Below are 21799 nucleotides of genomic sequence, written 5' to 3' on the forward strand. Positions count from 1 at the left end.
TGGTTTATAATATAAACTAGTTTGTAAAACTTAAATTTAAAATCATGGAAACAGAATCAATCAAAATGAAGACAGTAAAGGCAATTTTTATTTTTATCGTAGTGCTTTATGGTGCACTTGTAAATCACGTAGCAAAGGCCCAAGAAATGAGTACAACAAGTGTAGCGGCCATGGAAAAACTCTCTACTTGGGTTGGTAAATGGAAAGGCGAAGGTTGGTCTATAGATCAAACACAACAAAAAACAGAGTTTACTGTAGAAGAGCATATTCAACTTAAAGTAGGAGGTAACGCAATTCTTGCAGAAGGAATTGGACGCAATAAATCTGATGGACAGATAGGTTTTGAGTCTCTGGGGGTGCTATACTTTAACAATGAAAAGAAGCAATACGAAATGAAATCCCTGACTGCTGATGGAAATCAAGCCTTATCGTCAGGTAAAATTAATGAGCAAGGTCAGTTTATTTGGGGTTTCGATGTACCCGGAGGAAGTATTCGTTACACCATTACACTAGGTACGGATGCTTGGCATGAAATAGGAGAGTTTGTAATGGCCAGTGGACAGGCCTTCACCATTCTGGAAATGAACCTTACTAAACTCAAATAGCTATGGGGTTCTTAGAAAGCTTAAAGGTGTTTAGTTCTTATTTAGGGCTTTTTCATACCTGTTGTGCCGTGTTGGCCATGATTTTTGGAGCATTGGTAGTGTTAAATGCAAAGGGAACCAGTTTACATAGAAAACTAGGTTATACCTATGTAATAGCGATGGTATTCATGAACCTCAGTGGTTTTGGTATTTATAATTTCGGAAGCTTTTCACTATTCCATGCCTTTGCGCTTATCAGTTTAGTTACTGTGCTTTTAGGCGTAATTCCGGCCATAAGAAGAACTAAGGATTGGTACAAAAAACACTTCTATTTTATGAGTTGGTCGGTAGTGGGGCTTTATTGTGCTTTTTGGTCCGACGTAGGAGTGCGCTTTTTCGACATGCAGTATTTTTGGTGGGTGGTAATGCTGGCTACAATGTTAACGGGCTTGATAGGAATGTCTGTTATTAAAAAGAAGGCAAAGTCGCTTTTTGTGAATTAATCGAGAAACTTAAACCAAATCGTATTTAAACATCGTAAGTGATTACTAGTTTAGTGGTTATGAAGAAGATAAAGTCAGGTATATATTCTGTTGCCCTCTGTTTGCTTTTGGTGGCTTGCGGAGGCGATTCGGATCCGAATGGAGGTGGAAGCGGAAATTTAAATAACCGAGCTGTGGGTGAGTCGGCCAATGACCTTTTAGCGTCTTCAAATTATAATCGATTAGAAGTAGAACTGGTGTATGCAGCAGGTTTTGAACCACCATCTGCCAGTGTGGATTATATCAGAAACTTTTTAGCCGAACGATTGAATAAGCCGGGAGGGATTTCTGTGGTAACCCGTCAAATTTCTGCTCCAGGTAAATCCCGATATAGCCTTCAGGAACTGGTGGATATTGAAACGGCCAATCGCTTGAAGTTCAATAATGAGTCGACTTTGGGTGTTTATCTCTTCTTTGCCGATGGCAGTTATGCCCCTAACGAAAACGTATTGGGTGTAGCTTATAAGAATACCTCCATGGTGCTTTTCCAGAGTAGAATCGAAGAACTTTCAGGTGGAATTGGTCAGTCTTCTACATCGCTTTTAACCTCTAGTGTAATGGCACATGAATTCGGCCATATTCTGGGCTTAGTGAATACAGGTTCAGCATTACAAAGTGATCATCAAGATGTGGCGAATGGACATCACTGCGATGTAGATGATTGCTTGATGTATTTTGCAGTGGAATCTACTGCGGGTTTGAATGATTTATTGGGAATGAGTGCTCCTCCAACTTTAGATGCCCAATGCTTGGCCGATTTAAAAGCAAACGGAGGAAAATAAAGGGATGAAAGTAAAAGCCCTTCAAAAGTTTTTGTTTCAACTGTTGAAGGGCTTTTATTAAGTTTATTTTGTTTTAGTTGCAGCTTCTGAAAGTACTTTTTCAGGTATAATGCTCTTCCAAGCCTGCGGCCTTTGAGGGTCAAAATCTACTAAGTACCAATCGTTACCCAGTGCTTTTTCCTTCACCCATATTACGTTTTTGGCACCCTTGGCGGTAATTAGATATTTCGAGGCATCATAAGTTACATTTCCAGCACCAAACTCACCTTTTAATCCATTTACAATTTGATCGGCAAAGGCTTTGTTTTGCTCATTTAAAGTAAGTTTCAAATCCATGGAATAATCGGCTAGGGCATATTTGTTATTCCCTTGCGGACTCAATCCATTTAACCTTCCTACTTCTACATTTTCCATTTCCAATTTAATCCTCATTAGCTGTAGCATCTGAGCCATTTCTTTCATGCTTACAGAGGAATTACCTTCGAACTGTTTCGGGTGTAAGAAATTCAGAAGTTTATCAAACTCTTGTTTAGAAGTGTGTTCTAAAAACTTACTAAACCTTGCATTGATGGCTTCGGAATCGGTTTTGCTTAAAGGCTGTGCCATAAGCCCTGAAGAGAGCATTCCAATGGCAAACACTATAATATATTTTCTCATGTTCAATTCTTTTCTTTCTAATTAACAAGTTTCAGGCCTTTTTTGATTTATCTCTTAGGCTAAAAACGGAAGACGATCATTCAACGTGATAAGTTGCAGTTTCAGTCTTTAACTAACTCTTTTGTTTTTTTAATCACCTCTTCAGGAAACATCATGTTAAGTAGCATTGGGTTGCTTTGGTCAAATTCTGCGAAATACCAATCTTTTCCATAGTCGCTGTTTTGAATGGCCATTAAGTGCTTCTTTCCTGCAATTTGGAAAGTGTAATTTTCTTTGTCCAAGCTTACGGTTCCTGTGCTATACACCATTTTGAATGCCTCTAGCATGCTATTGGCTACTTCTGGATTTTGCATTTCTTTATTAACCAACGCAACTTTCATTTTCATATCATAAGGGCAAAGTACGTAGCTGGCAGATGTACTGATTGAAACGGGTTTCAAACTCGTAATCTTCATTTCTTCAAAAATCATATCGAACCCCTGTGCTTCTAGGCTATTAAAAACTTCGATCATTTGGTCCTTTGTTGCTACCTCAAATATTTTTGGATAGATAAGGTTCATTAAGGCATTATAGTCTTCTTTTTTTATGAGTTTGACATAAGAGTCTAGCCTTTTATTAATGGTTTTTGTTTCTTTTTTTGAAAGCTCTTGAGCAGAAAGTGATAAACAGCTGAATGTTATTAAAACAGCCAATAGAATTCTAATCATATTTGTTTGGGGTTAGTTTTTGATGTCTTTGTCTTTTGATTTTTCACTCACAATTTCGGCAAAAGACTGAAAGTTTTGAGTAGCCAGCCAGAAACCATCACCTTGTTTCCAAATGGCTTTGTTGCCTTGCCAAACGCCTTTGTAATAATAAGCTCCACAGCCTAATTGAATAGCTTTTTCACTAAAAATTGCTTTGGCATGTGGAGGAGAGTCAATCCATTTGTCAACAATATGATCGGCCAGTGCTAAGTAAGACCCAAAGTATACTCCTCCAACAGCCGATATATTTTCCGAAATGCTAGGGTTGGTAATTCCTGCCAAAGCGGCTCGCTCTTCTGGCGTCCTTCGTTTTTTATCGCTTTTATTAATGTGGTCGAAAAAATCTTCTTCACCCATTTCAACAGAATGGTTCCAAGCCATAATTTCTAGGTTGGGCTGATAGGCCAAGGGCTTCATGCCTTTTTCTATTCTGGCTTCGTTGGTAACAAAAAATAAGGCCGCATTCAGTACCTTATAGTTAATCTTATCTAAATCAATTGGTGCTTTAAAAAGTTTGAATGACCTGAAATCATTGTCATTCAATTCTTTATAATATTTATCATCCCATTTTCGCTGAGCGCTTAAGGTTGAGCAAAAGCACAACATTAAAGCCAGAAGAATATAAAATTTGTGGGATTTCATGCACGAAGATATACGTTAATTTAAGACATAGCGGGATTTCAATCCGAAAATCGTTCTACTTTAAAATCATTTTATATTAGTTTTACTCAAACAGAATATTTTTAAGTGAAGTATAACAAAGTCTTAATTTTATCAGCCCTTCTAGTTTTCTCGCTGTTTTTTCTGACCGACTGCGCAGGAACAAAGAAAGGAAGAGATCAAAAAGTCAACACCGTAATTCAAACCGCGCGGTCTTATGTAGGTACACCCTACAAATATGGAGGAACCACTAGGGTAGGTTTAGACTGCTCGGCACTTCTTTATCACGCTTATTATAGTGTCAGAATTCAATTGCCAAGAGTATCGGAAGATCAGGCGAAAATTGGTGAGAAGATTAAATTAAAGGATTTAAAACCAGGCGACATGGTGTTTTTTGCTACGGGTAAGAAGAAAAATGAAATTACCCATGCCGGCATTGTTACTGCGGTAAGAAGTAAATCCGACATCCGTTTTATCCATGCTTCTACCTCGCTTGGTGTAACAGAAAGCAACCTATTTTCACCTTATTATATACAAAGATTCAAACGAGCCAGAAGAGTGCTTTGATTTATATACTTGGCCTTGTATATTTGCCGACCTTTTGGGGGATTAGCTCAGCTGGCTAGAGCGCTACACTGGCAGTGTAGAGGTCACCGGTTCGACTCCGGTATTCTCCACCAGAAGTAAAAAGCTTCACAGAAATGTGAGGCTTTTTTGCTGTTAGCTCAGCTTGCTAGAGCGTCCCGAACTTGCTTCGGGAATGACATCGGTTCGCCCCGAGGCTTCGGGGCGGTATTCTTCACAAAACTTGAAGCCTTGCAGAAATGCGAGGCTTTTTTGGTTTCTAGTAGAGCATTTTAACCAAACAGTTCTACTTCTTTATCCTTAGTCTATCAGGTCCATGATTCAACTTCTAGTTTCTAGAATCTAACTTTTTGCCTGTGCAACTTTCGGCTATATTATTTATCTTTAACCAGTTAAGCTGTCTCAGGTCTGAAAAAAGTGGTTTAACGGATAGAAACAAATTCAAATCTCAAACAACAACACAATGCTTAAAAGCTATCTTAAAATTGCTTTGCGCAGCTTAAAGCGCCACAAGGTTTTTTCCATCATTAATGTTCTGGGTTTGTCAGTTGGGCTTGCCTGCTGTATGCTGATTGGACTTTATATTTCTGAAGAAACCAGTTATGATAAGTTTCACGCCAACTCAGATAATATTTATCGGTTTACACGTGAGTTCATTAGTCCCGATGGCTCTACATCTCTTCATCTGTCACGATTGGCACCTCCGTTTGGGCCATTGGCCAAGGAGGATTTTTCTGGAGAAATAGAGAAAATTGGCCGAATGATGTCGGTGGGCGGCCCAGTAAAATACAACAACAGGCTCTATGATGAAGACAACTTCTACTTTGCAGATGCTGAAATAGCTGAAATTCTAACCTTCGATGTAATTGAAGGAGACATAGTACAGGCATTGACTCAACCAGGTTCTGTAGTGATTTCAGACGAAATGGCTTATAAATATTTTGGAGATGAAGATCCCATTGGTAAGTCGATTAATTTTCTTTCTCAGGCGGATTTAATTGTGAAAGGCGTTTTCAAAAAGCTTCCTGAAAACTCTTCTTTTCAAGTAGATTTTCTAGCTGAAATGACTCCGCTTGAGGCATTTTATGGAGGTAGAGAAGCGATGATGCAAAACTGGGGGAGTAATAATTTCTCTACTTTCTTTACCCTAAAACCTGAGGGGCGGATCAGTGAAATCGAACGCAGATTGGGTGATTTTTTAAATAAACACATTGATGAGGAGGCTACCACTTGGACAGCCTTACACGTTCAAAAACTTACAGATATCCACTTACATTCTAACTTGGATGACGAACAAGGACAGAACAGTGATATTACTTATGTTTATATTTTTGCATCCATTGCTTTCTTGATTTTGGCCATTGCTTGTATCAATTACATGAATTTGGCCACTGCCCGTTCTGCTACGCGCGCTAAAGAAGTGGGAATGCGCAAAGTTTTTGGGGCAGGAAAAGGCAAGTTGATCAATCAGTTTTTAGTGGAGTCCATTGTATTAGTGTTCTTCGCCTTGTTTTTGGCCGTTGGAGCAACTTCTTTGATACTTCCTTATTTTAGGGCATTTACCGGCCTACAACTTGAGTTTGACTTGCTTACTAACCTTCCGATGGTAGCCGTTATTTTAACCAGTGCCGTTGTGGTGGGTGTGCTTTCGGGCAGTTACCCAGCTTTCTATTTGTCTTCTTTTCAACCTTTAAAAGTTTTAAAAGGGAAGCTAACAGGAGGAGCCAAAAGTGGCAACTTAAGAAGGTTTTTGGTAGTGGTTCAGTTTACCATTTCTGTAATCTTAATAGTTTCTACCATTGTGGTATTCAAACAGCTCGATTTTATTCAGAATAAAAAATTAGGCTACGACCGTGAGCAAATGATGATTATGGGGGTAAGTCAGCAAGTAGCCGATCAGTATGACGCCTTTAAAAATGAATTGCTTACCATTCAGGGTGTGAAAATGGTTGGCGGATCAAGCCGAGTGCCTTCAGGCCAGTTGTTAGATTCGCAAGGAGCACAGGCTGAAGTAAACGGAGAGATGTTGCCAACTCCGGTGGTAATAAAAAGTCTATCTGTTGACCCTGACTTTATTCCAACCTACCAAATGGAAATGGCCAGTGGGCGCAACTTTTCCGATAATTTTGCTACCGACTCAGCTTCATTTGTTTTAAATGAAAAATCGGTGGAGGTGATTGGTTGGGGTAACCCAGAAGATGCCATAGGGCAAAACATGATTTACGCAGGGGTGCGTGGCAAAGTAATAGGGGTAGTGAAAGATTTCCATTTCGAGTCGTTGCAAAGCGAGATTTCTCCTATAATTATGGTCAATCGCCCTAACCAAATGCGTAATCTTTCTATCAAAATTGAGGGTACTAACATTAGAGGTGCGATTCAACAAGTAGAAGAACTTTATGCAAACTTTTCACCCAATGCACCATTGAATTATAATTTCTTGGACGATCGTTTCGAGAACCTTTATACTACAGAAACGCAACGTAGTCAGTTGTTTACTTTGTTTTCAGGCTTGGCTATTTTCTTAGCTTGTTTAGGCTTGTTTGGTTTAGCATCGTTTACCGTGTCGCAACGAAGTAAAGAAATTTCCATCAGAAAAGTGCTTGGTGCTTCGGTGCAGCAAATTGTGGGCATTCTTTCAAAAGAGTTTGTTATTCTTATTGCTGTGGCCATGCTTTTGGCCTTCCCTGTGGCCTGGTATTTTATGAACGACTGGTTGGCAGGTTATGCTTACAGAACTACGCTAGGGGTTTCGCCATTTTTACTGGCCGCGCTTATAGCAGGTGCCATTGCTTTTGTCACCATAAGTTTCCAAACCTTTAAGGCTGCGGTTTCAAATCCTTCGGAACGATTGAGAGACGAATAGAAATCTTAAGTTAGGGGAAAGAGTGCCTTTCCCCTAACTTATTTTGTTACCGTATTTTTGATGCGTTCCAGCTGCACCAAATGTCGCTGCGTATGGGCAACGATAAAACGAAGCGCTTCGCCCAATCTCAGTTTCACCATTGAGCCTAAAGCGGTAGGTATTTTTATACGGTCAATATTCACCCCACGACTTTTATCTACCAAGGCGATCATCTGTTCATGAACCTGTTTGAATTCGGCCATTACAGTATTTGAATTGAGTTGACTTTTGGGCTCTAGAAATTTGAAGGTTTTCAACTTCATGGGGATTTCTCCCTCGGGTTTTGGAGCGTTCATTTTGGCAAACATTTTACCCTTCCAATGACCTTTATAATTATCTGCTGCTGCCGGAAGCTGCTGACCATTTAGCTTCTCATTGAAGTTTTTCACATAGACCGCTGTGGCCAAAGTAATGTGCTCAATACATTGTAGCATACTCCATTTGCCATCTGATTCGGGTTGGTTTAGGGTTTTCTCATCTAAATTTGCTGTGAGTTTTTCTACTCGGCTAATTGCTTGCTCAAGTTCGCTTATAACCCCATCTAGATATTTCTGAGTGCTTATTGCCATGCCTTTAATTTTTTACAAAGTTAAACTGGGTGCTCGAACGAAAACTTGATTTAAATCAAGAAAGAATTACATCGTCTTTTTTCTCATTCGGCTAAAGGTTTCGGCAGACATGCCTAAGTAGGAAGCCAAATGTTTTTGCGGAACCAGCTGAAAAATGTGAGGGCTTTGCTGCATTAATCGGTTAAAGCGCTCTTCGGCTGAATCGGCCAAAATAGACTGAATGAAAATACCAAAACCTACTAATACACTTTGGTTGAAAAGACGTCCCCAACGCTCAAAGACTTTATATTGATCAAATAAGGGCATTAAATCACGGTATTTAATTCGTATTCCAGAAGTTTCGGTGAGCGTTTCAAGCACATATTGAGATGGTTTTTGTAGCATGAAAGAGTCGTAAACACCACTGTATTCGCCATGGTAAGAGAAGCCGATGTTAAATTCTTCTCCATTTTTTATAAAGTAGCCACGAATGACTCCCTCTGAAATAAAATAAAAGTAAGGCTCAACCTGGCCCAGGTTGGTCACTCTATGGTTTTTATCGAAGGAAAAGGGTTTCCATTTTTGAGTGAAAGCTTGCCATTCTTGATCATTGGGCTGGGCAATGCTTCGGACTTTCTTTTCTAATTGCTGCAATACTTCTTCCATGAATCTAAAATAGCACAAGCGTTTTAAATCGGAGTCATTTTTGATAGCTTTAGGTATGGGTAAGTCAATCCGTATTTTTAAGTCTCATGAGGAATCAGAACGTTATATGTTGGAGCAGTCGTTAAACCGAACTCCAGAAGAGCGTATTCTTTGGTTGTTGAACCAAGTCAAAATCATGAACAAATTTCAGCCTAATAAAAAAGAAGCTAGGGGCTTTCAATTGAAGAAGAGAAATGGATGATTTTTATCTAAATGTGATCAAAGCCTTTAATGTCAGTGGTGTGCGGTACATGGTCATTGGAGGATTTGCCGTGAACTTTTATGGCTACAACCGTTCCACCGGAGATTTAGATTTATGGGTATCGAATGAAGAAAGTAACTTGATTAAGCTTGGAGATGCTTTTTACAGAATGGGTTATGAGTTTTCAGAAGAAGCGGAAAATGAGCTGAAGCAAAATAACATTGTGAGTTTTTCAGAAGGAAATTACACCGTGGAATTACTTACAAGAATCAATATCAGTAAGGAAATAAGCTTTAATGAAGCGCTAGAAAAAGCCGAAACCCGAATAATTGAAGAAACGGAGATAAAAGTCATTTCTTTCCAAGACTTGAAAAATGAAAAATCCCGATCGAAGCGATATAAAGACTTAGATGATCTTTCAAAATTGGAAGAAGCTGAAGCTTATTATGCCAAAAAACTAAAAGAAGAATAGCTTAATCGCAAAGGCTGAAGCAGTGACCATCACAAAATAGCGAATCCAATTGTCGCCTAATTTTACACTCCATCGGCTCGATAACCAACCACCAACCGCTTGGCCAATGGCCAAAGGAATACCAAATTCCCAATTGATGATGTCATAATAAATGAAGATAGCCAAGGCTACCGAAGTATAAGTAAGGGCCACAAATACTTTAATACTGTTGGTTTTTACCAAACTAAAACCATTTACCAGAGTGAGCGCCATAATCATTAGGTAGCCTACTCCAGCCTGAATAAAGCCTCCGTAAATACCTATAAAGAAGAAAATGAAGATAGAAGTTAAGGTTGCCTTTTTGCTCGTGTTTTCTTCCTTTTTGAAATATTTGAGCGGATTGATGGCCATGTAAACTACAACCCCTACAATTACGAAGGCGAGTATTTTATTAAAGAGCTCTTCATTGATATCGACCGCCAAGAAAGCACCTACAATTGATCCAAAAAAAGCAGAAATACCCAGCCAAACATTAAATGGATACACGGAAACGCCCTTACTCTTAAAGCCGAGTACGGCAAAAATATTCTGCAAAACTATGGCTACTCTATTGGTGGCATTTGCTACGTTATGCGGTAGCCCTAAAAAAATCATGAGTACGGGTAATGCAAGCAAAGAACCACCGCCAGCTAGGGTATTCAAGCAGCCGGCTATTAAACCGACTGCTAGTAATACCAAGATAATTTGATAGTCCAATGTTAGTTATCCCATCTCCAATCGCCACCAATTTGTAGTTTCAGCTTAAGGTCATGACCTTCTAAAAAAGCTTTGGTTTCGGCATCGTTTAGTTTTTTGGCAGGAAGCGTTTCGGCATTGGCCAAAGCGTAAAGCATCATTGAGCTAAAACGCACATTGTTTACCATATGCTCTTTGTTTACTAAGTCGAAGGAATCACAATCGGCATGGTAGCAACCATAAATGGCACGGTCCAATCTAGAGCTTGGTGCAGTGTAAGGAATTCCTTGCAGCATAAACGGCTGATGATCGCTGTGCAGTCCAGCACCATTACTAACTGCGTTAGTGTAGGTAGTAGAATCAATCGCCATGATTTCTTTTCCAACAGCCTTAAAGAAAGCTTCGGCTTCTGGTCTTCCGCCTGTGCCAAATCCAGCAGGATTACCCGACATGTCTTGATTCATTACATACTTAATTTGATCGATGGTGCCATCTTTAATGGCTTCGTCTACCATAAATCTAGAACCCAGTAAACCTTCTTCTTCGCCCATAAACATTACAAATTGAACAGTTCTTTTTGGTTTCAAATTCAAGGCTTGGAAAGTTCTAGCCATGTCTAATACAGCAAATGAACCAATACCATTATCGATTGCACCGGTTGATAGGTCCCAAGAATCTAAATGTCCGCCTACAATAATTTTCTCCTCAGGAAACTCTGAGCCCTTGATAGTGGCAATCACATTTCTCGCTTTAATTAATCCCGATTGGTTGGTCATTTTAATAGAAGCAAATTGGCTTTTTGAAGCCAAAGTTTCTTTCAAGGCCATACCGTCTTCTTTTCCAATACACACCGCAGGGATTGGAATAAGGCTACCCGTTACCGAAGCTGTTCCGGTAAGTAAAACGCCTCCGTCTACTTGGTTAATGATAATGATACCAATAGCGCCATATTTAGTGGCTAAAGCAGTTTTTTCAGAACGGTGTAAACCAGGAGTTCCTTTTGGACTATCTGGCAAAGTACCAATATACACCAAAGCGATTTTCCCCATTACGGCATCAGGTCTTGCTTCGTAGTCAGCATCAACGCCATTGCCCATGTCTACAATTTCAGCAGTAACATCTGCCGAAACAGGAGAGTGTGCCAAAGTAACAGCAGGCACAGTTTCCAATTTACCTTTGGCGCCAATCTGCACATCAATATCTCCTCTCGACCATGATTCTACTTCAAATGGTTGAAACTGAACGTCCGTCATGCCATAGCCTTTCAGTAGGTCATAAGTGTATTGTTCGGCCTGAGCGCCATTTTCAGAACCTGTAAGTCTGTGGCCAATGGTTTCAATGGCATCTCCTAAAGTTTCGTAGGCTTTAGAGTTGGCCAAAACTTCTTCATTAATTTTTTTGAAAACCGTGGCTTGGTCATCGGCTTTTGGTGAGCAGGCCGTAAAGACTAGCGCAGCGCTAAAGAGTATGCAGAGTGTTTTTTTCATAGTCATAAAAATTTGGAGGCGGAAGTTAAAAAAGAAATCGGAGCAGTGTAGCCACTTTTACACGATCGTTCAGAATTAAATGATGCAATCTATAACTGGCTAGTGCTCAAATCCTTTATTCCTTCCCCTTTGAGTTCCTTTAGATAGATTAATTTTGTTTCTTTGCCCAAAAATTAACCAGCATAAATTTAAAGAAATGTCAAGATTCAGAAGTGGTGTACTTTATGGCCAAGAGCTTAAGGATTGTTTAGCTTATGCCAAAGCGAATGAGTTTGCGTTACCAGCAGTAAACGTTACTGGTACAAACACAATCAATTCAGTTTTAGAGGTTGCGGCCAAAGTGAATTCACCAGTAATGATCCAGTTTTCAGTAAGTGGTGCCGCTTTTTATGCTGGCAAGTCACTTGCAAATGACGACTACAACGCATCTATTCAAGGTGCTATTTCTGGTGCTATGCACGTGCATCAAATGGCCAAGCATTATGGTGTTCCTGTAATTCTTCATACCGACCACGCTGCCAAAAAATTATTGCCATGGATTGACGGCCTTTTAGAAGCCGGTGAAAAATATTACAAAACTCATGGTCAGCCATTGTACAGCACGCACATGCTCGACCTTTCTGAGGAAACACTTGAGGAGAACATTTCTATCAGTGTTGAATATTACAAAAGAATGCATGCCCTTGAAATGGGTATTGAAATAGAGTTAGGAATTACGGGTGGAGAAGAAGACGGTGTAGACAACACTGATGTAGATTCTTCAAGACTGTACACTCAGCCAGAAGAAGTTGCTCAAGCTTGGGACGCTTTAAGACAAGTGGGTGATATATTCACAATTGCCGCTTCTTTCGGAAACGTACACGGTGTTTATAAGCCAGGTAATGTTTCTTTGAAACCTGAAATCTTGAAAAATTCTCAGGATTATATCAAAGCTAAATTCAATACGGAAGACAAACCCGTATTCTTCGTTTTCCACGGTGGGTCTGGTTCAGCACCATCAGAAATTAAAGAAGCTACATCTTACGGTTCAATCAAAATGAACATTGATACAGACATTCAGTGGGCATTCTGGGATGGCGTTCATAACTATTACAACGATAAGAAGGATTACCTTCAGGGCCAGATTGGCAACCCAACAGGCGATGATTCTCCAAACAAAAAATTCTACGATCCACGTGTTTGGTTAAGAAAAGGAGAAGAAAGCATTGTGAAAAGATTAGAGGAAGCCTTCAGCGATTTAAATTGCATGAACAGAAACTAAACTTTATTTCAAAAACTAAGGTTAAGAGAGCAACTACAGGTGGTAGTTGCTTTTTTTATGCCCTAATTATCGGGTGCGCAGTATTATAATTGTTAGAATACTTGTTATCTTAAAAGGATGAAACAGTTTTCCGACCTTTTGTTTCTGGATATAGAAACAGCCGCAGCCTATAAAAGCTTTGATGAATTACCCGAAAGAATGCAGAAGCTTTGGACCAAAAAAGCTGCGTTCTTACGAAATCCAAATGAACTATCTCCAGCCGAGTTGTATGGCCAAGCAGGGATTTATTCAGAATTTGGAAAAATAATTTCCATTGCGGTGGGCTATTTTAAAGAAGAAGAAAATGGATTTTCGCTTAGGGTGAAGGACATATCGAGCCACGATGAAATTGAAATTTTAACCGAGTTTAAAACCTTGGTAGAAGAAAAATTTAAATCGAAGAAATTAAGGCTTTGTGCACACAATGGTAAGGAGTTCGATTTTCCATATATCGCCCGAAGAATGATCATAAACGGTATTGAGGTGCCTAAAACACTTCAAATGTCGGGTAAAAAGCCATGGGAAATTCCGCATTTAGATACCATGGAAATGTGGAAGTTTGGAGACTATAAACACTTTACTTCATTGGATTTGTTGGCAGCCATTTTAAACATTCCCACCAGTAAAGACGATATTGATGGAAGTCAAGTAAATAGAGTGTATTACGAAGAAAACGATTTGGAGAGAATTGCGAAATACTGTAAAAAGGACGTTATTGTGCTCGCGCAGGTATTTTTAAAGCTCAATCAATTTCCTGCAATAAAAAATGATGACATTTTCATCATCTAGAAAGATTCGTGTTCTCCCCACCTTTGCTTAATTTCTAGCATATTTTTAAACATTATTAAATAACCCCTTTATGGGTAATAGAAGAAAAAAACAAACAAATACAAATGGCTCCGATCGCGGAGCTAAACAAGTACAGCCCCTCATCCTCGATTTCCTCGGTGAACATCCGGGTAGAGGATATCAGATCAAGCAGATATTAACGGCCCTTGGGGTCAGAGATAAGAACTCGAAGAAAATTGTAACTGAAGCCATTTTCCGATTGGAAGATATAGGCGCGATTAAAAAACTACGTAACGGCTCTTTTTCCCTCGATAAGAGTGAAAAGGAAACCATTACAGGAACAGTCGATTTTGTGAACGCAAGGTTTGCCTACGTAACCCCCGATGGTGGTGATGAAGATACCGCTGATATTTGGGTGTCGATAGACGATACCAATGGCGCCATGGATGACGATAAAGTCAAAGTGGTATTGAAGAACAAAAAGCATGGAAAGCATGCTGAAGGCAAAATTGTTGAGGTACTGGAAAGAAACCGCGATGAGTTTGTGGGCCGACTGGAAATGTCGAGCCGATACGCTTTCGTGATTTCCGATTTCAGAAAAATGTTTTACGACATCTTTATCAATTTAAAAGACTTAAACGGTGCGAAACACAATGATAAAGTCATTGTGAAAATCACCCAGTGGCCCGAAAGGAATAAAAAACCTGAGGGAGTGGTTACCAGAGTGCTTGGAAAAGCAGGTGAACACAATGCCGAAATTCACTCTATTATTGCCGAGTTTGGCTTGCCTTTGGAGTTTCCAGAAGGGCTAGAAACCGCTGCCGAAAGCATTTCAGATAAAATTACCAAAGCAGAAATTGCTAAACGTAGGGATTTTAGAAATGTGACTACCGTAACGATTGACCCTTTCGATGCAAAAGATTTTGACGATGCGTTATCGGTTCAAAAACTGCCAAACGGTAATACGGAAGTCGGAATTCATATTGCCGATGTAACGCATTACGTAACGCCAAATTCGGAACTCGAAAAAGAAGCCGTAAACAGGGCTACTTCGGTGTATTTGGTAGATCGCACCATTCCGATGTTGCCTGAAAGGCTCTCGAACGGGCTTTGTTCACTTCGACCTAATGAAGACAAACTTACGTTTTCGGCTGTGTTTGAATTGGATGAAAACGCCAATATCAAAAACGAATGGTTTGGCCGAACCATCATCCATTCCGATCGAAGGTTTACTTATGAAGAAGCCCAAGAAAGAATTGAATCTGGCGAGGGTGACTTTGCTGAAGATATCAATCACTTGAATAAGTTGGCACTTCATTTAAAGGACAAACGCTTTAAAAATGGCGCGGTGAATTTTGAAACCGTGGAAGTAAAGTTCGTACTTGATGAAAACGGTAAGCCGCTCGGAATTACTCCGAAAGAAAGAAAAGATGCACATAAGCTGATTGAAGAGTTTATGCTCATGGCGAATAAGCGTGTGGCTGAATTTGTGTTTAAAAAAGGAACAAGAGACAAACCAAAAACTTTCGTTTACAGAACCCACGACAACCCAGATCCTGAAAAGTTGAACACCTTTTCAAACTTTGCCGTACGCTTTGGGCATAAATTGGATGTAGAACGTCAAGGGATTTCTAAATCACTCAATGCATTAATCAGTGAAATTGAAGGAAAGCCTGAGCAGAACGTGTTGCAACAACTGGCCATCCGTACTATGGCGAAAGCAAAATATACCACGGCTGAAAATGGTCACTTTGGTTTGGCTTTCGATCATTATACGCATTTCACTTCGCCCATTAGGCGCTACCCCGACATGATGGTGCATCGTCTGCTCCAGCATTATTTGGATGGCGGTAAATCGGTAGACAAAGAAGAAACTGAAGAGCTCTGTATTCACGCTTCGGAACGAGAAAAACGCGCTGCCGATGCGGAACGTGCTTCTATTAAATTCAAACAAGTTGAATTTATGGCCATGGCCGAAGATAAAGTTTTTGCAGGGATTGTTAGTGGTGTTACAGAATGGGGTATTTTTGTGGAAATCACCGAAACCAAATGTGAGGGCATGGTAAGAATGTCTGACCTCACAGATGATTTTTATGAGTTTGATGAACAAAACTATCGAGTGATTGGTAAACGAAACAAGAGAATCATTACCCTTGGCGATAATGTAGATGTTAGAGTAAAAGCTACCGACATTGACAGAAGAACCATCGATTTAACATTTGCAGAGGATGACCGAAAATCACCTAGAGCTGGTTCAGCTCATAAATAAAAGACTAGAAGAACGAGATTACGGTAGCGAGCCAAAGGAGCTTTATGATCCTATAAGATATATTATGTCTTTAGGTGGAAAGCGAATGCGCCCTTTGCTTGTGCTTTTGGCTTATAAGCTTTTCAAAGACGATCCCGAAACGGTTGTGGATCAAGCCTTGGCTGTGGAGGTGTTTCATAATTTCACTCTAGTACATGACGATATTATGGACAATGCCCCTTTGCGAAGGGGTAAAGCCACCGTGCATGAAAAGTGGGATGCCAATACCGCCATTCTTTCAGGTGATGTAATGATGGTAAAAGCTTACGACATGCTTTTGGACGCTCCGGCCAACCTTAAACAAATAGTACATGATTTTAACGCTTGTGCTGCTGGAGTTTGTGAAGGACAGCAACTGGATATGAATTTCGAAACATTAGCTACAGTAGATGAGTCGGCTTATATCAATATGATTAGGCTAAAAACCGCAGTGCTTTTAGGTTTTAGCTTGAAGCTAGGCGCCATGCTTGCTCAAAGCTCAAACGAGGATGCTGAGTTGTTATATGATTTCGGAGTGAGTATTGGCATTGGTTTTCAATTGAAGGACGACTTACTGGATGTATATGGTGATCAGGCCAAGTTTGGGAAGCAGGTAGGAGGAGATATCATTTCTAATAAAAAGACTTTCCTTTTGCTAAAGGCACTTGAATTGGCCAATGAAGATCAAAAAAAGCAACTCGATTATTGGTTGGGGCTAGAAAAGTTTGATGCTGTGGCTAAGGTGGAAGCGGTGCGTACTATTTATGACGCCATTGGCATTGAAACTTTAACCAAAGCCAAAATGAACGAATACTTCGATCATGGTTTTTCAGATTTGGAACAACTTGATATTGAAGAAGAAAAACGAGTTTCGCTGAAGAGGTTTGCAGAATACTTAATTGATAGAGAACACTAAATGCAGGTTACCTACATATTGATGGCCGTAATTGGCTTGGTCACGTATTTTGCTTGGGAGCGACCGGAATTGCATAGGCGTTTAATGCTTAATCCGTACACTGTTGTTCATGAAAAGAAGTATTACCAACTCATTACTTCGGGCTTTGTACACAACAATGGTATCCATTTACTTCTCAACCTTTTTACGCTTTACTTTTTCGGTCTGGCAATAGAGCAAATATTCTATACCTACTTTGGAGAGTTAGGCCTTGTACTGTATATCCTTCTCTTTATTACAGCTGTTATTGTGGCGAATATTCCCACAACGATAAAACATAAAAATAACTACAACTATAATTCACTTGGGGCATCCGGTGGGGTTTCGGCTTTGGTAATGGCCTTTATTCTGTTTGACCCGATTAGAGATTTGTGCCTCTACGCGATTATCTGTTTGCCAGGCTATATTCTAGGCGGACTCTTTATTGTTTACTCCATTATTATGAGTAAGCGAAATACAGACAATATTAACCACGATGCTCATCTTTTTGGTGCCATCTATGGCGTTATCTTCACATTACTCCTTCGCCCTTCTACCTTTTCATATTTTATAGAGGCTATTTTTTAAATCAATTAAGTAGGAATAGAGATATTTTTTTGTGTTTTAGCTATGAATAAATTTATCTTTATGGCTAAGCATTATTTTTAATTCTATTTCTATGAAATTTATTTGGCTGTGCTCCCTATTTCTGTTGTGTGCTTTTATAAATACAAATGCTAATGCAGACATAATCACATCTGATTTTTATTCTTCATCGGCAAAGAGCTATAGCTCTGATTCCTTAATCTTTAGATATGGAAAGGAAGCCTATTTGAAGAAGATCTGGAGTCTGCAATACCCAAGAGAGGCGATTATGTCAGAGAAACAAGGCACCATGATCTTTAAGATTACTATAACTCCTGAAGGGAATATGAAGGCCATGCTCCTCACAGATTTGGGAAAAGAGATTAACGAGGCGGTGACGGTTCTGATTGGAAGTTTAGATGATCAGTTCCTTGTTCAACCTGAGGAGTATTCTATTTACCAGACAATTTTCTTTAGTCTACATAATAATTTTCAAGACGCTTTTGAAGGTGTCGTGGATGGTTTTAAAACTGAATATAATGGTTCATGGATGGAACCTGCTAAGTCCTTTGTTATGATGATGTCTCGTACATCTAGCGTACCAATGGGGACTACGAGTGGTGTAAGAAAGGCAATAAGTGCATCGGAGGCTCCTACAGCTTTTAATGTGTCTAATAAGCGAGGTACTGATTACCAACTTAAAAACTACAATTCAAAGCTTAAACAGTACGAAAAGTATGTGGCAAAAGGAAAGACAAAGCAGGCATACAACGCAGTTTCAGAATTGATTCTTTATAATCCTTTTGATATAAAGCTAATCCAGGCGAGAAGAAGAATGGAAAAAGAACTGGGAGTGGATACTTACAGGGCTTTTGATATTCCTTTGGCTGTGGCCTTGTCTAGCGAAAACTAGGATATTTTTCTATTAAGGTAATGTAGTTTCAAACTTAGTTATGTCAAAAATTAGGCTCATATTTCTATTACTCGTCACTTCTATATGTTGTTATGCTCAGAAAGAAAGCACTTCTGTAAGACCTATCTTGAGAAATGAAGCTTTTGAATTGAGGTATGGGGAAGATATGGACAGTTGGCCACTCTGGGCAAGAGATTCGGTAGACTTGAGCAATGGAATGGACTTGAACTCCCTTAGCATGAATGCTTTAACCTGTGATGGGGCTAAGATTGAATTTGATGAGACTTTAGGCTTTGAAAGTATGGAGTCTGCGTATGCAGTTAAAAAAGTAATACAAAATGGCTTTTCCTTTGCTTATGTGAATGACCAATGGGTTTTCGACTCAAGTATTATGAAAATTGATAGAACAGCACCAATTCAGTGCCGCATAGAATCAAAGGGAATAGCATTGAATGAGTTATCTACGATTAGAGAAAAATTCCCTAAGTCATACGATTGGAGAGACGGGATTCCCAATATGTTACTGAGTGTTATCTCAGAAGAATATTGGAATGACATTGTTTTGGTCATCTTTAGTATCGTCAAGTCTGATGATACCTTGCAGCTATTTTATTATAAAGAGAAGCTATTCTTTATGTATAAAGGGATTTCTACCTCGGATAAATAGGCTTTGTCTAATAAGAGCGCTTAGATTAAACAGAAAAAGCCCAATCCTTTTGAGATTGAGCTTTCGTTTTTTGAGAGTTTATTTAAAAAGAATATACTCCATAAATCGGCCAATCGTAGAAAACCAACTTGATTTGTCTTTGCCTATTTCTTCAAGTTCTTTCAATCTTTCTGAGTCATACCAACTAGAATTGTGAAATACTCCAGAAATTCTGCGCAAGTTTCGGGCATCTTCTAAAGGGTTTTGGTCCACTAAAATAAAGTCGGCACGCTTGCCTATTTCAATAGTTCCAACTTTATCGTCAATATCGAGTGCCTTTGCCACGTTGATAGTGCCTGCTTTCATAATTTCGTAATCTTTAATCCCCACCTTTTTCCAAAGTTCAATCTCGGAATGAAGAATATACCCAGCAACCGTTAGGTTAGGCCCTAAATCTGTGCCGAGCAGTAATGGAACGTTGCTCTGATGAAGAATGGATAGAATTTCAGAGAGAGCTGTATTTTTGGAAGCGGAATATTTTTTTCCTTTCTCATCCATATTTAAGTAGCCCTCTAGCTGTTTATTTCCAATAAAACGAGTTAGAGGGTTAATGTACTCTTGCGGAATACTATCTAAGAATTCTCTATCTTCATTCATCGTACGATATAGGTAATTGTAAATAATTAGTGTAGGCGTAACATAAATTTCCCTTTCAGATAAAATCTTAGCAATGCTATCGGTCTTTTTAGTCGAATATTTGTAGTTCATCATGCCTTGAAATATTTCTTCCACATGTTCTATTGAAACTATATCCGAATTGGCTAAGGTTTCTAGATTAACTGCCCTAGGTGGGTGACCTGCAACTTTTATAGACTGGAGTTTTGCTTCGTCCATGATAGCTTTAAACACTTCTTCAGTAAGCCCATCATAGATTTTGACAAAATCATAACCTTTAGATTTAGTGAGTTTTACAGCTTTTCTTCCCTCATTAGAATTTTTTAATACTTTGTGAAATGGCCCACTATCGCTGCCCATATTAAGTGTTGGGCCAGCGGTGTAAATTGATGCGCCTGGAAATAAGTTATTATTTACTTCACTCCTCCATCGCAAGTGCATAGGAAAACCCATCATGTTTCGCACAGTAGTTACACCTTGCGAAAGGTTCAGGGCTAAATCAGATCGATCAAAAATATGGGCATGTGCGTCTATTAAACCTGGTGCAAGGTATTTAAGCTGACCGTCAACCATTTTAATATTTTGTGAGGTTTCAAATTCGTCATAAATGCCTGTAATAATTCCGTTTTCAACCAATACAGTCTTGTCAGTAAGTACATGATTACTGTCCATAGGGATGATATTGACATGGGTAAATGCCACTTTAGATTCGTTTGGAACGATTGGACCTGGTGAACCTAATTCCATTCTTCCCACGAGAATGGCTGCCATTACGTAGACAACAATGCCGAGTACAAGGAAGAGAAAAACCTTCCCAATGATTTTAAGAATGCGTAAAATGAGTTTCATACTTATGACCTTTAAATATGCTTCAAAGATAGTCTCAGCTAATACTCAAGTAGTCCAGATTCCTGTTTTCGGACTGATTTTATTAAAATTTATTGTTGAAGTGTTTTTTTGAATTCGCTTGGGGTCATTCCAGTTTTTATTTTGAAGGCAGTATAAAAACTGGATTTGGAATTAAAACCCACTGCATAGAGTATTTCCAGCACTGTAGTTTTATCATCATTATTTTTCAAAAGAGAAATTGCCTCTTGTATTCTGTAGGAATTGACGAATTCAGAAAAATTTTGGTTAAAATAACGGTTAATCACTTCGGAAATCGTTCGATTATTCATGTTCATCGATGTGGCAAGTTTTTGAATGTTGAGGTCAGAGTCTCTATATGGTTGGTTGGAGTTAAAATAACTTTGGATCAATTCGGCCAGAGAGTCGATTTCCTTCTGAGCGAGTTTGGAAGAAGTGTAACTCGATGCCGCATCGTTGACCAATGCTTCATCTTCAACTGAAACACCCTGAAAGAGTTCAGGTTGCCTTAACCCATGAAAGACCAAGCTTGTCACAAAAAAGAGTAATGATGTGATAAGAAAGCCGTAAAATAGATTCTCCATCACCAAATTATTAACAACAATCAGATTATGTATGGTATCAACCAGTGTGATAAAAATAAGGCCATATAGAAAGCGTTGCATCCATAATAGTGCAATGCTATCGAAGCGGGATTGCGTGTTTTTTATGATAAGGTGAAAGTGCTTAATGAGCCTAAACGAAAGAACTAGGTAGGTAGAAAAGCTGATCAAAATAGAGATTCCAGAGAGTTGAATTGGAATGATGGTGAAGTATGTAGCGCTAAGAGTGATTAACCATGGAAGTAAATGAAGAGCATTTCGAAGCGATAATTGAAAATCTTTATAAACTAGGCTTTTGATGTAAAGAAAAATGAGGGGTCCATACAAAAAGCCATAGGAATTGGTCAAATCAGGAATTGGCCACGACAAATTGAGATCAAAAGCAAAATTACTGACCATATGAACAGCAAGTACAAATAGAAAAATAGCTAAGAGACTGTTGCTAATGTATTTGCCCCTTCTTTGACTTAGCAAGAAAGTCATAAATACTAGGCTCTGAAAAACCAGTAATAACTGAAGAATATTGATGATAGACAGTTGCATACTTTGAGTACTGAAAAGTAGCGCTTAAACAGAAAAAGCCCAATCCTTTTGAGATTGAGCTTTCTTATATTT

23 protein-coding genes and 1 tRNA gene are annotated in these 21799 nt (G+C 39.1%); 15 read left to right on the plus strand and 9 right to left on the minus strand.

Annotation, left to right across the window (positions count from 1 at the left end; translation table 11 throughout):
- Positions 1-44 precede the first annotated feature (44 nt).
- Genes AWW67_RS18065 through AWW67_RS18075 form a run of 3 tightly spaced genes read left to right on the plus strand, consistent with a single transcriptional unit; the run spans position 45 to position 1908 of the window.
- On the plus strand, positions 45-605 hold the full coding sequence (locus tag AWW67_RS18065) for a hypothetical protein (protein WP_062303548.1): 561 nt from the start codon (positions 45-47) through the stop codon (positions 603-605).
- Between the two features lie 2 nt (positions 606-607).
- Positions 608-1087: a DUF2306 domain-containing protein gene (locus AWW67_RS18070; RefSeq protein WP_062303549.1), complete on the plus strand. Its 480-nt coding sequence runs from the start codon at positions 608-610 to the stop codon at positions 1085-1087.
- A gap of 59 nt (positions 1088-1146) precedes the next feature.
- Positions 1147-1908 carry a hypothetical protein gene (locus tag AWW67_RS18075; RefSeq protein ID WP_062303550.1) on the plus strand — a complete coding sequence of 254 codons (762 nt, stop codon included), beginning with the start codon at positions 1147-1149 and terminating at the stop codon, positions 1906-1908.
- Between the two features lie 63 nt (positions 1909-1971).
- On the opposite strand, the gene AWW67_RS18080 is transcribed toward AWW67_RS18075, so the two are convergent.
- The 3 genes from AWW67_RS18080 to AWW67_RS18090 all read right to left on the minus strand — a co-directional run bounded on the left by AWW67_RS18080 (position 1972) and on the right by AWW67_RS18090 (position 3953).
- The gene (locus AWW67_RS18080; RefSeq protein WP_053222477.1) at positions 1972-2565 is read right to left on the minus strand and encodes a hypothetical protein; all 594 of its coding nucleotides are present in this window, start codon (positions 2563-2565) and stop codon (positions 1972-1974) included.
- Positions 2566-2666: 101 nt separating this feature from the next.
- The gene (locus AWW67_RS18085) at positions 2667-3272 is read right to left on the minus strand and encodes a hypothetical protein (RefSeq protein WP_141655503.1); all 606 of its coding nucleotides are present in this window, start codon (positions 3270-3272) and stop codon (positions 2667-2669) included.
- A 12-nt stretch (positions 3273-3284) separates the two neighbouring features.
- Positions 3285-3953, minus strand: a complete 669-nt coding sequence (locus AWW67_RS18090; RefSeq protein WP_082794099.1) for a CAP domain-containing protein — start codon at positions 3951-3953, stop codon at positions 3285-3287.
- 105 nt (positions 3954-4058) lie between these two features.
- On the opposite strand from AWW67_RS18090, the gene AWW67_RS18095 reads away from it, so the two are divergent.
- The 3 genes from AWW67_RS18095 to AWW67_RS18105 all read left to right on the plus strand — a co-directional run bounded on the left by AWW67_RS18095 (position 4059) and on the right by AWW67_RS18105 (position 7419).
- The gene (locus AWW67_RS18095; RefSeq protein ID WP_053222480.1) at positions 4059-4538 is read left to right on the plus strand and encodes a C40 family peptidase; all 480 of its coding nucleotides are present in this window, start codon (positions 4059-4061) and stop codon (positions 4536-4538) included.
- A 36-nt stretch (positions 4539-4574) separates the two neighbouring features.
- Positions 4575-4651 (plus strand) — tRNA-Ala (locus AWW67_RS18100).
- Positions 4652-5019: 368 nt separating this feature from the next.
- The gene (locus tag AWW67_RS18105; protein WP_062303555.1) at positions 5020-7419 is read left to right on the plus strand and encodes an ABC transporter permease; all 2400 of its coding nucleotides are present in this window, start codon (positions 5020-5022) and stop codon (positions 7417-7419) included.
- 38 nt (positions 7420-7457) lie between these two features.
- Here AWW67_RS18105 and AWW67_RS18110 read toward each other — a convergent pair whose 3' ends face one another.
- Together AWW67_RS18110 and AWW67_RS18115 are read right to left on the minus strand one after the other, a co-directional pair.
- Positions 7458-8027 (minus strand): DinB family protein, encoded by a 570-nt coding sequence (locus tag AWW67_RS18110; protein ID WP_062303557.1) that lies wholly within the window; start codon positions 8025-8027, stop codon positions 7458-7460.
- A gap of 66 nt (positions 8028-8093) precedes the next feature.
- Positions 8094-8672 (minus strand): Crp/Fnr family transcriptional regulator, encoded by a 579-nt coding sequence (locus AWW67_RS18115; protein ID WP_062303558.1) that lies wholly within the window; start codon positions 8670-8672, stop codon positions 8094-8096.
- A gap of 55 nt (positions 8673-8727) precedes the next feature.
- Between AWW67_RS18115 and AWW67_RS18120 the strand changes: the two genes are divergently transcribed.
- Positions 8728-8913 carry a hypothetical protein gene (locus tag AWW67_RS18120; RefSeq protein ID WP_062303560.1) on the plus strand — a complete coding sequence of 62 codons (186 nt, stop codon included), beginning with the start codon at positions 8728-8730 and terminating at the stop codon, positions 8911-8913.
- Positions 8906-9385 carry a nucleotidyltransferase gene (locus AWW67_RS18125; RefSeq protein ID WP_062303561.1) on the plus strand — a complete coding sequence of 160 codons (480 nt, stop codon included), beginning with the start codon at positions 8906-8908 and terminating at the stop codon, positions 9383-9385. Before AWW67_RS18120 ends, AWW67_RS18125 begins: the two co-directional genes overlap by 8 nt.
- On the opposite strand, the gene AWW67_RS18130 is transcribed toward AWW67_RS18125, so the two are convergent.
- Entirely contained in the window at positions 9371-10120 is a 750-nt protein-coding gene (locus AWW67_RS18130) for a sulfite exporter TauE/SafE family protein (protein WP_062303563.1), read from the minus strand. The genes AWW67_RS18125 and AWW67_RS18130 overlap by 15 nt on opposite strands.
- Before the next feature lie 2 nt (positions 10121-10122).
- Entirely contained in the window at positions 10123-11586 is a 1464-nt protein-coding gene (locus tag AWW67_RS18135; protein WP_062303687.1) for a M20/M25/M40 family metallo-hydrolase, read from the minus strand.
- 196 nt (positions 11587-11782) lie between these two features.
- Between AWW67_RS18135 and fbaA the strand changes: the two genes are divergently transcribed.
- From fbaA to AWW67_RS18170, 7 genes are all read left to right on the plus strand, one after another.
- Positions 11783-12847 carry a class II fructose-bisphosphate aldolase gene (fbaA, locus tag AWW67_RS18140; RefSeq protein ID WP_062303564.1) on the plus strand — a complete coding sequence of 355 codons (1065 nt, stop codon included), beginning with the start codon at positions 11783-11785 and terminating at the stop codon, positions 12845-12847.
- Positions 12848-12964: 117 nt separating this feature from the next.
- Positions 12965-13675: a 3'-5' exonuclease gene (locus AWW67_RS18145; RefSeq protein WP_053222497.1), complete on the plus strand. Its 711-nt coding sequence runs from the start codon at positions 12965-12967 to the stop codon at positions 13673-13675.
- A 70-nt stretch (positions 13676-13745) separates the two neighbouring features.
- On the plus strand, positions 13746-15944 hold the full coding sequence (rnr, locus tag AWW67_RS18150) for a ribonuclease R (RefSeq protein ID WP_062303566.1): 2199 nt from the start codon (positions 13746-13748) through the stop codon (positions 15942-15944).
- Positions 15904-16878, plus strand: coding sequence for a polyprenyl synthetase family protein (locus AWW67_RS18155; protein WP_062303567.1), 975 nt, complete (start codon positions 15904-15906; stop codon positions 16876-16878). The genes rnr and AWW67_RS18155 overlap by 41 nt, the downstream gene beginning before the upstream one ends.
- Entirely contained in the window at positions 16879-17484 is a 606-nt protein-coding gene (locus AWW67_RS18160) for a rhomboid family intramembrane serine protease (RefSeq protein WP_053222500.1), read from the plus strand. It begins immediately after the preceding gene.
- 286 nt (positions 17485-17770) lie between these two features.
- Complete coding sequence (locus AWW67_RS18165; protein WP_141655504.1) at positions 17771-18394, plus strand: hypothetical protein; 624 nt, start codon at positions 17771-17773, stop codon at positions 18392-18394.
- A 40-nt stretch (positions 18395-18434) separates the two neighbouring features.
- Positions 18435-19061 (plus strand): hypothetical protein, encoded by a 627-nt coding sequence (locus tag AWW67_RS18170; protein ID WP_141655505.1) that lies wholly within the window; start codon positions 18435-18437, stop codon positions 19059-19061.
- 78 nt (positions 19062-19139) lie between these two features.
- Here AWW67_RS18170 and AWW67_RS18175 read toward each other — a convergent pair whose 3' ends face one another.
- Together AWW67_RS18175 and AWW67_RS18180 are read right to left on the minus strand one after the other, a co-directional pair.
- Positions 19140-20564, minus strand: coding sequence for an amidohydrolase family protein (locus AWW67_RS18175; protein WP_062303572.1), 1425 nt, complete (start codon positions 20562-20564; stop codon positions 19140-19142).
- Between the two features lie 89 nt (positions 20565-20653).
- Complete coding sequence (locus AWW67_RS18180; RefSeq protein ID WP_062303573.1) at positions 20654-21727, minus strand: helix-turn-helix domain-containing protein; 1074 nt, start codon at positions 21725-21727, stop codon at positions 20654-20656.
- Positions 21728-21799 lie beyond the last annotated feature (72 nt).

The sequence above is a fragment of the Roseivirga seohaensis genome, from assembly GCF_001592945.1.
Taxonomy (GTDB): Bacteria; Bacteroidota; Bacteroidia; order Cytophagales; family Cyclobacteriaceae; genus Roseivirga; species Roseivirga seohaensis.

Excerpts from the sequence above, each read along its gene's own strand:
- AWW67_RS18065 (WP_062303548.1), top strand. The coding sequence starts at position 45 with ATGGAAACAGAATCAATCAAAATGAAGACAGTAAAGGCAATTTTTATT.
- AWW67_RS18070 (WP_062303549.1), top strand. The coding sequence starts at position 608 with ATGGGGTTCTTAGAAAGCTTAAAGGTGTTTAGTTCTTATTTAGGGCTT.
- AWW67_RS18075 (WP_062303550.1), top strand. The coding sequence starts at position 1,147 with ATGAAGAAGATAAAGTCAGGTATATATTCTGTTGCCCTCTGTTTGCTT.
- AWW67_RS18080 (WP_053222477.1), bottom strand. The coding sequence starts at position 2,565 with ATGAGAAAATATATTATAGTGTTTGCCATTGGAATGCTCTCTTCAGGG.
- AWW67_RS18085 (WP_141655503.1), bottom strand. The coding sequence starts at position 3,272 with ATGATTAGAATTCTATTGGCTGTTTTAATAACATTCAGCTGTTTATCA.
- AWW67_RS18090 (WP_082794099.1), bottom strand. The coding sequence starts at position 3,953 with ATGAAATCCCACAAATTTTATATTCTTCTGGCTTTAATGTTGTGCTTT.
- AWW67_RS18105 (WP_062303555.1), top strand. The coding sequence starts at position 5,020 with ATGCTTAAAAGCTATCTTAAAATTGCTTTGCGCAGCTTAAAGCGCCAC.
- AWW67_RS18110 (WP_062303557.1), bottom strand. The coding sequence starts at position 8,027 with ATGGCAATAAGCACTCAGAAATATCTAGATGGGGTTATAAGCGAACTT.
- AWW67_RS18115 (WP_062303558.1), bottom strand. The coding sequence starts at position 8,672 with ATGGAAGAAGTATTGCAGCAATTAGAAAAGAAAGTCCGAAGCATTGCC.
- AWW67_RS18120 (WP_062303560.1), top strand. The coding sequence starts at position 8,728 with ATGGGTAAGTCAATCCGTATTTTTAAGTCTCATGAGGAATCAGAACGT.
- AWW67_RS18125 (WP_062303561.1), top strand. The coding sequence starts at position 8,906 with ATGGATGATTTTTATCTAAATGTGATCAAAGCCTTTAATGTCAGTGGT.
- AWW67_RS18135 (WP_062303687.1), bottom strand. The coding sequence starts at position 11,586 with ATGAAAAAAACACTCTGCATACTCTTTAGCGCTGCGCTAGTCTTTACG.
- fbaA (WP_062303564.1), top strand. The coding sequence starts at position 11,783 with ATGTCAAGATTCAGAAGTGGTGTACTTTATGGCCAAGAGCTTAAGGAT.
- AWW67_RS18145 (WP_053222497.1), top strand. The coding sequence starts at position 12,965 with ATGAAACAGTTTTCCGACCTTTTGTTTCTGGATATAGAAACAGCCGCA.
- rnr (WP_062303566.1), top strand. The coding sequence starts at position 13,746 with ATGGGTAATAGAAGAAAAAAACAAACAAATACAAATGGCTCCGATCGC.
- AWW67_RS18155 (WP_062303567.1), top strand. The coding sequence starts at position 15,904 with ATGACCGAAAATCACCTAGAGCTGGTTCAGCTCATAAATAAAAGACTA.
- AWW67_RS18160 (WP_053222500.1), top strand. The coding sequence starts at position 16,879 with ATGCAGGTTACCTACATATTGATGGCCGTAATTGGCTTGGTCACGTAT.
- AWW67_RS18165 (WP_141655504.1), top strand. The coding sequence starts at position 17,771 with ATGTCAGAGAAACAAGGCACCATGATCTTTAAGATTACTATAACTCCT.
- AWW67_RS18170 (WP_141655505.1), top strand. The coding sequence starts at position 18,435 with ATGTCAAAAATTAGGCTCATATTTCTATTACTCGTCACTTCTATATGT.
- AWW67_RS18175 (WP_062303572.1), bottom strand. The coding sequence starts at position 20,564 with ATGAAACTCATTTTACGCATTCTTAAAATCATTGGGAAGGTTTTTCTC.
- AWW67_RS18180 (WP_062303573.1), bottom strand. The coding sequence starts at position 21,727 with ATGCAACTGTCTATCATCAATATTCTTCAGTTATTACTGGTTTTTCAG.